Source organism: Alkalibacillus haloalkaliphilus (genome assembly GCF_007991275.1).
GTDB lineage: Bacteria > Bacillota > Bacilli > Bacillales > Alkalibacillaceae > Alkalibacillus > Alkalibacillus haloalkaliphilus.
The window spans coordinates 55,595-68,782 of the sequence record NZ_BJYA01000014.1; the positions used below are offsets into that span (position 1 = coordinate 55,595).

Annotated in this window: 13 protein-coding genes; 4 read left to right on the forward strand and 9 right to left on the reverse strand. The window is 38.2% G+C overall.

The annotated features are described in order from the left end of the window. The first annotated feature begins 19 nt into the window (after window positions 1-19). The gene (locus tag AHA02nite_RS10400) at window positions 20-1,144 is read left to right on the forward strand and encodes a S8 family peptidase (protein WP_146817052.1); all 1,125 of its coding nucleotides are present in this window, start codon (window positions 20-22) and stop codon (window positions 1,142-1,144) included. A gap of 38 nt (window positions 1,145-1,182) precedes the next feature. Here AHA02nite_RS10400 and AHA02nite_RS10405 read toward each other — a convergent pair whose 3' ends face one another. The 5 genes from AHA02nite_RS10405 to AHA02nite_RS10425 form a co-directional block, all read right to left on the reverse strand. Continuing rightward, window positions 1,183-2,619: an amidase gene (locus tag AHA02nite_RS10405; protein ID WP_146817054.1), complete on the reverse strand. Its 1,437-nt coding sequence runs from the start codon at window positions 2,617-2,619 to the stop codon at window positions 1,183-1,185. A 157-nt stretch (window positions 2,620-2,776) separates the two neighbouring features. After that, window positions 2,777-3,814, reverse strand: a complete 1,038-nt coding sequence (locus AHA02nite_RS10410; protein WP_146817056.1) for a DmpA family aminopeptidase — start codon at window positions 3,812-3,814, stop codon at window positions 2,777-2,779. Next, entirely contained in the window at window positions 3,811-4,413 is a 603-nt protein-coding gene (locus AHA02nite_RS10415) for a response regulator transcription factor (protein ID WP_146817058.1), read from the reverse strand. Before AHA02nite_RS10415 ends, AHA02nite_RS10410 begins: the two co-directional genes overlap by 4 nt. After that, window positions 4,410-5,546: a sensor histidine kinase gene (locus AHA02nite_RS10420; RefSeq protein WP_146817060.1), complete on the reverse strand. Its 1,137-nt coding sequence runs from the start codon at window positions 5,544-5,546 to the stop codon at window positions 4,410-4,412. The genes AHA02nite_RS10415 and AHA02nite_RS10420 overlap by 4 nt, the downstream gene beginning before the upstream one ends. A gap of 131 nt (window positions 5,547-5,677) precedes the next feature. Then, window positions 5,678-6,697, reverse strand: a complete 1,020-nt coding sequence (locus tag AHA02nite_RS10425; protein ID WP_146817062.1) for a fatty acid desaturase — start codon at window positions 6,695-6,697, stop codon at window positions 5,678-5,680. A 226-nt stretch (window positions 6,698-6,923) separates the two neighbouring features. On the opposite strand from AHA02nite_RS10425, the gene AHA02nite_RS10430 reads away from it, so the two are divergent. Continuing rightward, complete coding sequence (locus tag AHA02nite_RS10430) at window positions 6,924-7,667, forward strand: FixH family protein (RefSeq protein ID WP_170236067.1); 744 nt, start codon at window positions 6,924-6,926, stop codon at window positions 7,665-7,667. A gap of 42 nt (window positions 7,668-7,709) precedes the next feature. Here the strand turns inward: AHA02nite_RS10430 and AHA02nite_RS10435 are convergent, their stop codons facing one another. Next, entirely contained in the window at window positions 7,710-8,267 is a 558-nt protein-coding gene (locus AHA02nite_RS10435) for a CBS domain-containing protein (RefSeq protein WP_146817065.1), read from the reverse strand. Window positions 8,268-8,392: 125 nt separating this feature from the next. Here AHA02nite_RS10435 and AHA02nite_RS10440 point away from each other — a divergent pair, with 125 nt between their 5' ends. Then, window positions 8,393-8,857: a ferritin family protein gene (locus AHA02nite_RS10440; RefSeq protein ID WP_146817067.1), complete on the forward strand. Its 465-nt coding sequence runs from the start codon at window positions 8,393-8,395 to the stop codon at window positions 8,855-8,857. A gap of 16 nt (window positions 8,858-8,873) precedes the next feature. Here AHA02nite_RS10440 and AHA02nite_RS10445 read toward each other — a convergent pair whose 3' ends face one another. The 3 genes from AHA02nite_RS10445 to AHA02nite_RS10455 are packed head-to-tail and all read right to left on the reverse strand — an operon-like array spanning window position 8,874 to window position 12,007. Then, window positions 8,874-10,478 (reverse strand): ABC transporter permease, encoded by a 1,605-nt coding sequence (locus AHA02nite_RS10445; RefSeq protein ID WP_146817069.1) that lies wholly within the window; start codon window positions 10,476-10,478, stop codon window positions 8,874-8,876. Further along, complete coding sequence (locus tag AHA02nite_RS10450; RefSeq protein ID WP_146817071.1) at window positions 10,475-11,368, reverse strand: ABC transporter ATP-binding protein; 894 nt, start codon at window positions 11,366-11,368, stop codon at window positions 10,475-10,477. Before AHA02nite_RS10450 ends, AHA02nite_RS10445 begins: the two co-directional genes overlap by 4 nt. A gap of 15 nt (window positions 11,369-11,383) precedes the next feature. Further along, window positions 11,384-12,007 carry a TetR/AcrR family transcriptional regulator gene (locus AHA02nite_RS10455; RefSeq protein ID WP_146817073.1) on the reverse strand — a complete coding sequence of 208 codons (624 nt, stop codon included), beginning with the start codon at window positions 12,005-12,007 and terminating at the stop codon, window positions 11,384-11,386. A 181-nt stretch (window positions 12,008-12,188) separates the two neighbouring features. Between AHA02nite_RS10455 and AHA02nite_RS10460 the strand changes: the two genes are divergently transcribed. After that, complete coding sequence (locus AHA02nite_RS10460; RefSeq protein WP_146817075.1) at window positions 12,189-13,154, forward strand: DUF6612 family protein; 966 nt, start codon at window positions 12,189-12,191, stop codon at window positions 13,152-13,154. Window positions 13,155-13,188: the final 34 nt, after the last annotated feature.

A 13,188-nucleotide genomic window follows, 5' to 3' on the forward strand; every position in this document is an offset into this window, starting at 1 on the left:
TTAAATTAGGAGTGTTTAAATGAAGAAGTTTTTAATTGCGTTTTTGACTGTAGCGATTTTATTCGCGCTACAAGTTACTGTTTCAGCTGATAGTTCGAATGAAAAAGACGATTATTTAATCATGTTTGATGGTCCAGCAGAAAAAGGAATCTTGCAGTCTTTTGATGTTGAGGAAGACGATATTCTATTTAAGTCAGAGATTTTGCCAGTCTATCATATTGAGTTAACAGAAAAACAAGCTAGATTAGTTGATAATCACCCACAAATTAAGCATATAGAGGAAAATGCTGAGGCTGAGGCTTACTATCAAGATGTACCGTATGGCATTCAATCTGTTCAAGCAACTGACGTTCACCCCTTTGGTTACTATGGTCAAGGTGTTGATGTTGCGATTTTAGATACAGGAATTGATGCTAGCCATGAAGATTTAAATGTTTCTGGTGGACACTCTGTCTTTAGTAACTGGCCAGAAAGTGATCCGTATTATGATGGGAGTGGTCACGGTACACATGTTGCTGGGACAGTTGCCGCTTTAGATAATAACCTTGGCGTTCTAGGCGTTGCACCACAAGCTAATTTATATGCGGTTAAAGTATTAGATAGTAACGGTGGCGGTTCATACTCTGGCATTGCCCAAGGGATTGAATGGTCAATCATAAATAACATGGACATTATTAACATGTCTTTAGGTGGACCAACTCATTCATCAATCTTACAGGCATACAGTGATTATGCTTACAACCAAGGTATTTTAGTCGTAGCTGCTGCGGGTAATAGCGGTAACGCTTGGGGATCTGGCGATAACGTAGGATATCCAGCACAATATGATTCAGTTATGGCTGTTGCAGCCGTTGACCAAAATGAAAATCGCGCTTCATTCTCAAGTACTGGACCTGCCGTCGAAATCTCAGCACCTGGTGTTGACGTTTTAAGCACATATCCTAACAACAACTACTCATCTTTAAACGGTACTTCAATGGCATCACCTCATGTTGCTGGTGTTGCTGCACTTGTATGGCACTATAGACCTCATTATTCGAACGCTCAACTAAGAAGTGTTCTAAACCAAACAGCTAAACCTTTAGGTAGTGGAAACCATTACGGTAACGGATTAATTCAAGCCTACGACGCGATGGTCCATTAAAATATATAAAGGATGCCGCACCACTTGCGGCATCCTTTTTAATTGGCACTTTGCATTAACTGTGCATTTAGTTCCTCATATTTGTAAAACCAAGGTTTAGCTTGCTCAATTTGGCTCGCAAGTTGAAAGAGAAGATGATCTTCACCTACATTAGCTTTGAACTGCATCCCAATCGGTACATTGTCATCTGTCCAATAGCCAGGCACACTCATAGCAGGTTGTCCTGTTGCATTAGCAATCGGTGTGAAACTACAATAGCTAACCATATTATTCGTTAAAGCTTCAATTGATTCTTGCTTTAACTCCCCTGTTTTAACAGGAACTCTATTCAATACAGGTGTAAGAAGAAGGTCGTACTGTCCATACAGTGACAAGAATTTCTTCGATTCTAGCTGTAGCATGACACGTGCTTCTTCATAGTCAAAAGCTGTCATCTGTTTTCCTGCTTTATAAATCTCATATGATAAAGCTTCTAATTTATCCATTGAAGGCTCTTGTCCTGTCATTTTACTTAAATGATCTATTGCGACAGCGCCTGAACCTGCCCATATTTTGATAAAGTTTTCTGTATAAGAATTAAAACTCATTGGTACTGTTACCTCTTCAACTTCATGTCCTAAGTCAGAAAGTAATTTAACCATCTGATCGAATGCTTTTTTTGTTTCCTCATCGATGGTGACTTGTCCATTCCAATCAGGAGTAACCCCAATTCTCAACACTCTAGGCTCCTTTTGTGTTGAGCTTAAAAACGTCTTACTCGTTTCATAAGTCGGGTAAAGTTCTAAGTCTGTCCCACCCTTAATAACATCTAATAAAGCTGCACTATCACGAACAGAACGTGTGACAGCATGATTGACGGATATTTGATTAATATATGGTGAAATTGGTATTTGCCCTCGTGATGGTTTAAAGCCAAATAAGCCACAAGTTGATGCTGGCATTCTTATTGAACCGCCACCATCATTAGCATGTGCAAAAGGGACCATTCCTGCTGCCACAGCCGCTGCCGAACCACCACTCGACCCACCTGGTGAACGAGTTAATTCCCAAGGGTTGTGAGCAGGGCCGTGCAATTCAGGTTCAGTAATAGGCAAAAAGCCAAACTCAGGTGTATTCGTTTTTCCAAGAAAGTTCAAGCCCGCTTCACGGTACCTTTGAACAAAGACGTCATCTTCTTTAGCAACAAAACCTTCTTGGAGCTTTGATCCATTCGTGAAAGGTTCATTAGCAATTGGATTAAGGTCTTTAATTAACAAAGGAAGACCGGCTAATGGATGATCGACATTTTGCTTTTCATTAGATTGCGAGATAGCTTGGTCAAACATCGGGTGAACAACAGCATTGAGTATCGGATTTAACATCTTAATACGATCTATGTAGTAGCTTGTCATTTCACTCACTGATACTTCACCACGATTAATTAATTCTTTTTGTGCTAAAGCATCACATTTATTTAATTCGTTTAAGTCCTCCATAAATACACCCCACTTCAAAAAATGCTTCGAACTAGTGCTATGATTAACCTCGGAATAACTAACAACACATCAATGGACGTTAAGAGAAACTCCGTAAACCTGGACCTTGTTCTCTTTTCCTTACCTTTAAACTTCATCCCCATTCAATGCTCCCTCCTTAAATGATACCTTCTATATAATTAGATAACGAATGGAGCGTTATTTCATTTCGTCCAGTTACTGCCTCAGCCATAACCATTGAATTTAAAATTGCTTCTTCAGTTGCATCAGCGACTGCTTGAAAAGCTTGGTCCAAATCATTCTCGTGGACAACTGACATTTGGGTTACACTAGAGGAATGTGGAACACGATTAGCTGTTGAGTATCCTATAGCGACATCACCACTACCATTCCCCATAAATGAACCCGTCCTACTTAAACCATTACCTGTTCGCTTAACTATTCTTTTTAATTGCTGAGAAGTAACAGGTAAATCGGTTGCTACAATCATCATTATGGATCCTTTGTCAGTCTCATCAATTTCACTGTTAAACTGATCTTTTAATTGCATCCCCACTTGTTTACCATTTAGCCGGAATTCTTCTAACTTCCCAAAATTAGATAAAACTAAGATCCCAAAGGTGTAATCACCATGTTCATATGTAAGCTTACGAGAGGATGTACCAATTCCACCTTTCAATCCGAAACATTTCATGCCACGACCTGCACCGACACTACCTTCGACAACCTCTTCTTGTGCACTTTGTAGCGCCTTGAACGCATCTTCCTCTGATAGTTGAAGGCTTCGAATGTTATTTAATACCATATCATTACACTCGCCAACAACTGGGTTCACTGTACCTGTTGTATTCCCAATTGTTTCGTCTTGTTCTAACATATAACGCACAAGTGCTGTCGTACACGTCCCTACACTTAACGTATTCGTTAGTAAAATTGGCGTCTCTAACGTACCTAATTCATTCAATTGAACAAGGCCTGTCGTCTTTCCAAAACCGTTAAAAACATGGCTTGCTGCGATCAGTTTGTTTTGAAACAAGTTATCATTAGCCGGAATTATGGCTGTTACACCTGTTTGAACTTCACCAGAACTAATCGTTTCATGGCCAACTTTCACACCTTCTACATCTGTAATTTCATTTCGTTTGCCAGTCGGAAGTGTTCCTATATTAATACCGTAATCTCGGATTCTTTTCATGATGATAGCCATCCTTTTTCTTTTACCTTTGAAATAGCCTCGATCCGGTTGCTTACTTCAAGCTTATCAAAAACGATTGAAATATAATTTCTAACCGTACCATGCGTTAAATATAACTCTTGGGCAATTTCTTTAGTGCTTTTACCTTCTGCTATTAACTTAACCACTTGCACTTCTCTTTCTGTAAGTGGATTCACTTGGTCATAAGCCAAATCGATTAGCTCTGGGGCATACACTTTTCGCCCGTTCATAATTGTTCTAATCGAACTTGCTAATTCTTCACTCGGACCATCTTTCAACAAGTATCCTGAAACACTAGCCTGACGCGCCCTTTCAAAGTAACCAGCTCTTGCGAAAGTCGTTAATATAATAACTTTGCAATTTTCTTCAACTAACTCTTCTGCAGCATCAAGCCCGGTCTTCACAGGCATTTCAATGTCCATAATACAAATATCTGGTTTAAGTTCTTTAACCATTTGCACTGCTTCTTCACCATTATGTGCTTTTCCTACAACTTCCATATCAGACTCTAAATCTAATAACGACCCTAATGCACCAAGGAGCATTCCTTGGTCTTCAGCTAATACTATTCGGATCATCTAACCACCCCAGTATCATCTTGTTTAACTGCTTTCGGAATCAAGATCTTTAACATTGCACCTTGTTTTCCATTAACTTCAAGCACACCATTCACAAATTCTAAACGTTCACGCATTCCACGAATACCACTATTAGACGACTCTAACACTTCATCAGGGATCCCCACTCCATTATCCTCAATGACTATTTCTAGCTGTTCAACTTTCTCAACAATTTTAATTTGGCAAAAAGTTGCCTGACTATGTTTCACTACATTAGTTACCGCTTCTTTCAAGCACATGCTTGCCACATCTTCTATTAATAATGGGGTATCTTTTAAACTGTGGTCACCTTCTATTTTGTACTCAATCTCTGCTGCATCTAACAATTGTTTAACGTGTTCAATTTCTTCCTCAAGCTTAATCCCCCTCATATCACTTACCATATCTCGCACTTCTTTTAGAGCGGTTCTAGCCGTTTGGTTTATATCTTGCATCTCCTCAATCGCTTTATTTTGATCCACGGTGACCAACTTTCCAGCTAAGTCACTTTTCAAACCTATTAATGACAGCTTTTGTCCTAATGTGTCATGTAGATCACGGGCAATTCGTTGTCTTTCTTCAAAAACGATTAACTGAGAAATCTTCTGATTAGCATCTTCTAATTCACCTTCCAATTTCTCACGTTTAATTCGGTTGTATGTATTAAAGGGAAGTAGTACAACTCCGATCACTGTAATAATGATAAACGGTAATTGGGTAAAGAACAGCTCCGTTTGAGTGAAGAAGCTTCCATAAACAGCTGCCAATGTCGTTACTAAGTGAATGATATATAACGTTAAGAATCCCGCTTTCTGTTGAATGTTCCCGATGAAATAAGCTAAAAACAACGAAACGTAAACATAACCGTAAAACAACGTCATTCCTACACTAATAACAATTTTAATTGAAACCCATACATATACTGGCCAACCGTCAGACATAAATGACAGACGATAAGCCAAAAAGAAAGTTAAAATGGATACTATTCCTAAAATGATTTCTACTAATGAATTTGATCTAAAAATGAAGAAAAACGGTAAAAAGCTAAAAATCACCCATACATATATATTTAAACTTAAATTGCGCGGTATAATATTGAACCAATTTTGCATCTACTAGGTCACCTGCTTCATTCTTCTTTATTTCATCATACCATTTTGTACCATTGATTTCTGCCATATATAACTGACTTAATGATGTTATGTAAAAATAACCACCCCAAAAATATTAGGGTGGTTAATCTTTAGTAATTGACTGTTTGATTTTGGCGCATGATTTGCTTAATTTCCTTAAAGCTTACGAACGTTTTCTTACGTTCATCATATAGTCTAAACTTAATTGACTTCAAGCTTGACCGTAACGTAATCGTTGTTGCTTGCTGTAATGGAGGTGTTTGTTCATGCACTGTTTCTAAGTGATAATTAGGTACTTTCGGGCTTAAATGGTGAACGTGATGGTAGCCAATATTGCCAGTTAACCATTGTAAAACTCGTGGCAACTTATAATAAGAACTTCCATCAATCGCTGCTTTTACGTAATCCCATTCTGATTCATCCTCAAAATAAGAATCCTCGAACTGGTGTTGAACGTAGAACAACCAAATACCTGCCATACCAGCAACAAACATAATCGTAAATTGAATAACGAAGAAAGCATAAAATCCTATTAACCAAATTAACAATAATGAAACACCTAGGATTGATACATTCGTTAAATATGTGTTTCGTCTTTCAGCTTTTTTGGCATCTTTACGATTCATACGGTTCGTAATAAACAACATATATATTGGACCTAACCCGAACATAACTATCGGGTTACGATACAAGCGGTATTGCAATCGCTGTAATGCTGATGAATTTAAATACTCATCCACTGTCATAATCCATACATCACCAGTGCCACGTTTGTTTAGGTTACTACTCGTAGCGTGGTGAATCGCATGTTCTCTCTTCCACTTTGAATATGGAAACATCGTTAATATACCGGTCACTGTTCCAACAAAGTTGTTTAACTTACGGTTTTTGAAGAAAGAGCCATGACAACAATCATGAAAAATAATAAATACTCGCACTAAAAATCCAGCTGCAATAATAGCAATCGGAATCGTGATCCAAACTGAAATTGATAAACTTAAGTATGCTAGTACCCACAATGCAAAGAAAGGTGGTAAAGTGTTAACCATTTGTTTTGAACTTGCTTTGTCATCTGCATCCTCAAAAGGACGAATTTTCTTTCTTAGCTCTGATAATTTTGCATTTGCCATATCTTCACCTCGTCGCTCATCTTTACTCTTATAATACGCTTTTGCCCCTCTTATTAAACAGTCATGAACGTCAGGACTTTAATATGACATTTGTCACATAGCTTGTTTCACTAATTCGCCATACATATTTCTTAAAAGCGTCAAAAACGTGTCGATTTTTTTGACAAATTGCGTGTTAAAGTTGAATTATATGGTTAGAATGGCTGATGGAAGGAGTGGATTTTATATGAATAAATGGCTTTTAGCTTTAGTTACTGTCTTATTAGTGACAGTCGCTGCCTGTGGAGGTCAAGATGAGGAGACAACAGAAGAGCAAGAAGTTGACTCTTTAGCTCCACTTGAAGTAGAAGTGTTAATGGACGAACAAATCGATACAGGTGAAAACATACTATCAACTCGTGTAACTCAAGACGGACAACCTGTTGAGGATGCTAGTGAAGTTATGTTTGAAGTCTGGCAAGAGGGTCAAAAAGAGTCGAGTGACATGATTGAAGGAAATCATGTTGAAGAAGGGCTCTATGAAGTAAGCTACACATTTGAAGAAGAAGGTGTGTTTTACTTAGTGCCTCACGTTACAGCTCGTGATCAGCACCATATGCCGCAACATGACCTTGTTGTTGGAGATTCCGATGTCGAAACAGCGACATCTGATGGTCACCCACACGAACATGATCACCATAGTCATACAGAAGATGCTGATGAGCGGTTATCTGTTGATTTCGAAATGGTAGATGATCATATGACAACTGAAGTATTATTTGAAGGGCATGAACTAGAAAATGCTGATGTCACGTTTGAAGTGTGGCATATTGACAACGAGGAACAAAGAGCATGGATCTCTGCGAGTGAGTCTGCACCAGGTGTTTACCAAGCAGAATTCGATGAGGATACAACTGGAGAACACCATGTCATCATCCATATTGAAAATGATGACTTACACGAACATATTGGTGAGGTATTTGAATACTAAAATGTGAAAAGACAGCCGTTAAACTTTAACGGCCGTCTTTTTTTATTGCATACCTTGGTTGTTTTGTTGATTCATTTGGTTATTTTGCTGCTGTGCCATCTGTGTGTTTTGTTGTTGCGCCATTTGAGCATTTTGCTGTTGTGCTGCTTGTGCATTACCTTGTTGAGCAGCCTGTCTTAATGCTTGCGGGACTGAGATGTTTGACAGTGCATCTCCCGCTTCATTGCGATATATGTTTTGTTGTGCTAAATCACCGATTGATAACATACCTACTGTTTGACCATTTTCAGTTACTGGTAAACGTCTAATTTGTTTTTCTGCCATTAGTTGTGCAGCCTGATGAACATCCATACTTGCATCCGCTGAAACAATTTCACTACTCATACATTGGCCAATTGGACAATCCCCTTGTTGATTTTTAGCTGTTGCACGTAGAGTAATGTCACGGTCAGTAATAATTCCGCGAAGTTGACCATTTTCAATAACTGGAATAGCCCCAATATCATTCTGTTCCATTAAAGCAGCAGCTTCTTGTACAGTTTGTTCTGATGTAACAGATACAATGTTTGAACTCATTAAATTTTTAATAGCATTTTCCATTACTTATATCACTCCTTTTACTCTTATCGTGTACTTGGGCTTCAAAAATATTCATATTAAAATCATGCCAATATCTCTTCCCGCATAAAATACACAACTATGTCTTTTAGAAGGGAAGAAAGTATATGTATCAACACCATTTTCATGATCATCAACTTAAGAGTAAGTACTTACAAGACCAGTCCAACCCTGTACATCAAGACTTAAAAGAAGCAATTGACCGTGAATATGAAACAATCTGTTTTTACAACGAATTAGCTCTTTTATCGACGGACATCGAGATTCAAGAGCAAGTCATTTTAATTAGAAACGAAGAGCAACTACACTTAAATGAATTCTCTAATTTTTATTTCAAATTAACGAACCAAGTTTACCAACCGAAACAAACAGAGCTAGGGCTTACAAATTTATCTGATGCCATTCATACCGCTTTTCAACAAGAACAACAGTCCGCGAAAACATACTTGGACATCGCAGACAGGATTAAAAATCCTTATTTCAAAGACCGTTTTAAACGAATCGCAGCTGATGAATTACGACATGCTAATTGGATGCTGTACTTCATAACTAATATTAAAGGAGCTGAGTAAAATCAGCTCCTCTTCTTTATCCTTTTAAATCCCTTTTACTATAAACTTGTAACGACATAATGATCAATGCTACGAAAATCATTAGTAAGCTAAACAGTGCACTCCAGTTCATTTCTTCTACTGGTAAACCAGGTACAAGCTCATAAGGTGATAATGATTTCATCCATGAAGGAAACTCTAATATGCCTCCTAAGTAAACGACGATGAAAGCATAACCTAAATATAGCCACGTAAGTCCTTTAAATTTACCTAAGCCTACAAATAAAGCCGCAAGTCCAATCATGATCCAAGTAGCAGGTAAGTAAACAATAATCGCATTAAAAGCTGTACTAAAAGCTAACTCATCCAACGTCAATGTTCCAGCCAATGCCATTCCAAAAGCTGCTGACCCCATGACCAGTAAGCTGACGATCAAAGCAGTTACAACATAGGATCCTAAAAGTTTTCTCCTAGATAATGCTGTTGCTGCGACCTGTTCAATACGGTTGTTTTTCTCTTCTTTAGACAGTCGATAAACCGATAAAATCATTGGAATTGTAGCAGCAATTGAAATAATCACTCCGAGCATGACAATGAACTGTTCAATCAACTCAATCCCTGTCCCTAAGTCTTCACCTAGCATTTGTGCCATAATTTCAATTTCAGCTACGTAAGTATCTGTTTCAACTAGAACAGAACCGTAAGTCGCTCCAAAAACAAACATACCTATACTCCAAGCAATAATTGATGTACGTTGCATTCGAATCGTAAAGCCTAAAGGAGACTTTAACCATTTGGATGCGTGTGGCTTTCCTGATTTTGAAGGGAGCAAACCAGCACCGATATCACGAATAGCGTTTAAATACATCGCAAACATACCAATTAAAACTGCAACACCAAATACTAATACAATCATCCACCAGTTATTTTCGACAAAAACTCGGGACTCTAACATCCAACCTAATGGCGAAAACCAAGATAATGGTTCATACGAAACATCCCCAATGGCACGGATTAAATAAAACGTTAACAATACAGCAAAACTCAACCCCATTGTACCCCTTGCCGTTTCGGACAACTGAGCCATAACAGCTGTAACCGCGGCAAAAAAGAAACCTGTCACTCCTAGTGCAGCACCGTAGAGGAAGGAGCCTTCAATTGTAACAGATGGGATATTGATACTCACTAACGCGAGTCCAATAAACAAACTCAAAATTGCATATACAATGAATTGAACTAACAACGTAGATACAAGATTGGATAACCTACCTACAGGCAAAGAACTAATTAATTCAGCTCGCCCTTCTTCTTCACCTTCACGTGTATGTCTTGTGACAATTAAAATACTCATTACTGCAACGACAACAGCAGTGAACAACAACATTTGGTGGGCCAAAATTGCACCAACGTCGTAATTGTCCACACCGTAAGCCGGGCCTAACAGTGCTGTAATCGCAGGGTTAACAACAGAATGCGCTAATTGCATTCGATCTTCTGCAGACGGGTACAAAGATTCAAACAATGTTACAGTTGTGAGCGTTACAGCTAGAAATGACATGATCCATACCGGAATACGAACACGGTCTTGTTTCAATTGCCATAATGCAATGGGCAAAACTCTTCTAAACCAATGGTTGGTCACGAATTGTCACCTCCAGTTTCATAATGACGCATAAACAGGTCTTCTAGTGTTGGAGGCGCACTTTCAACTTTTAACAACCCATGTTCGCTAACCTTTTTCATGACACTTGATAAAGAGTCTGAATCCACCTGAAAACTGTACCCATCTTTTTCTTGTTTCCACTCAAATACCCCTAATTCATCTGATAAGTCTACTGAAGCTTTAGTCTCAATATAAAGGTGTGTTCTCGTTAAGTGACGCAGTTCAGTTAATGAACCAGATTCGATGACAGCACCGTCGCGAATAATGGCGACGTGATCACATAGCTTTTCAACTTCTGATAAAATATGGCTCGACAGTAGCACACTACTACCACGCTCTTTCGCCTCTATGACACATTGTTGAAACACTCTTTCCATTAGCGGGTCTAAACCTGAAGTTGGTTCATCTAAAATATACAAGTCAGCCTCTGCGGCAAAAGCGGCAATTAAAGCAACTTTTTGACGGTTACCTTTTGAATATGTTCCACACTTCTTCGTCGGATCAAGCTGAAACCGTTCGACAAGCTCCAGCTTTCTTTCTTTATTTACTTGAGCACCTCTTAAACTAATGAAGTAATCAATCACTTGCCCACCTGTTAAGTTAGGCCACAAATTAACATCACCTGGTACATATGCCATTCGTTTATGAAGTTCAACGGCATCCTTCCATACATCTTGACCAAAAATTTTCGCTTCACCTGAATTTGCCTTAATAATACCGAGTAGTACACGAATAGTCGTCGATTTACCAGCACCGTTTGGGCCTATAAAACCGAGCACTTCACCTTTCCCAACATTTAAATCAACACCTTTTAATGCTTCAACTTCCCCAAAACGTTTCGTTATACCTTGTGTTTCTAATACCGACACACAAATCCCCTCCCATTATTTATAAAATGCCGTTTTTAACACATCTAAGTAATCACCAAAATCATTACTTAATTGATCCAAATCAATATCCATCATCTTTTCACCCTTAAAATTGGCCAACACTTGTTGCTGGTAGCCTTCCAACGCCCATTTTATTAACTCCATCGCTTTCTCAGAGTCAATATCTGCACGAAAACGACTATAATCTAAATTGTTATAAACTAGGTCATATCCAACTTTTCTCAAGTGGTCCAATTTCTCTTGCACATCTTCTGTTAATAGGTCACCATCAGCTAACATAATTGTCCCTAAAAAGTTAAATACATTAGGGTGTTCTTTATAAAAAGAAAACTTACTAACAGTAGCTTTCCTGTATCGTTCAATAAGGTCGGGTTCATTTAAGTTTATTTGCGGTAAGTATTTGTTATGTAGTAAGTCGAAGCAATAATTAACTAAGTAATAATATAAGTCCTGCTTATTATTAAAGTAATAGAACAACATTCCTTTACCGATCCCGGCCTTTTTGACGATTCGATTAGTTGAGGCTTCTTCAAAGCCATGTTGCGCAAACTCCTCTAATGCAGCATTTATAATTCTTTGGCGTTTTTCTTTCCCTAGGTTTTCAAATGTATTTGTCACTTTTACTTCCTCCTCAATAACAATCGACCACTTCGGTCTAATTAAATTATAACTACGTAGACCACCGTGGTCAACAATATTCTGAATATTAATATTATAGAATTTTCACAATATGTGTCACCATAGACTAGTAGTATGTGATAAGATAGTTACTGTAATTATTTAGGAGAGGGGAATATCCATGTATAAAAAACTTATACTAGCGGCCGTATTAGCTGCAGTTACAATACTTGCAGCTTGTGGAGACGACCGTAGTGACAAAGAGGTTGTCGTTGACGCGTTTGACTCATTGTTAGAAGCCGAAAGTTATGAGTCAACTTCAGAGTTAGACTTTGAATTGAATGGTGATATGAATGACCCAATGTTCGATCAAGCTTCAGCTATGCTGAATGATTTTGAGTTCAAAGTGGATCAAGTTTATGATGCGAATCAACAATTACAAGAGGCGGTTATCCATTTTAGTGGTAGTATGCCACCACTAACTCTTGATGTTGAAGTACCTTTTTTACAAAACCTAGAGACACAAACGATGTATATCCAAACAGATAGCATTGTTGAGAACTTAGGTATGTTCTTCCCACTTCCTGAGGAGGCAGCAGGGAAGTTACTTGAAATTAACTTAGAAGACCTTGAAGATCTTGAAGGTGAAGCACCAGAGTTTGACCAACAAGAAATGGAACAAAGAATGCAACAACTTCTAGCTGATTTCTTTGAACAGAAGGACGAAAGTGATTTCTCTAGCGATGGAGATGAATACACTGTTTCGTTTAACGAAGATGACTTTGTATATTTAGTAGAAGCTTTCATGAATGAGTTTGATGACCTAATTACTGATGAAGAGCTTGCAATGGTAGAACAAGATTTAGATGAAGCAGTTGCTGAGCTTTCTGAAGTAATGAACATTGAGCAGCTAGACTTTTCTGTTGTTGTTGATGGAGATCAACTTGAGCAAGATTCGTTCGTAATGGATCTGTTATTAGAAGACCCTGACAGTGATGAGTCAGTTAAGATTTATTTAGCTGGACATACGACTTACAGTAACTTCAATGAAGATGTCGAATTTACAATCGATCCTGACAATGAAGAGATTCTAGACTTTGAAGAGTTAGAACAAATGATGATGGAAGCGATGATGCAAGGATTTTAGAATTAATTTAAAAGCTGTCGAGTAATCACTCGAC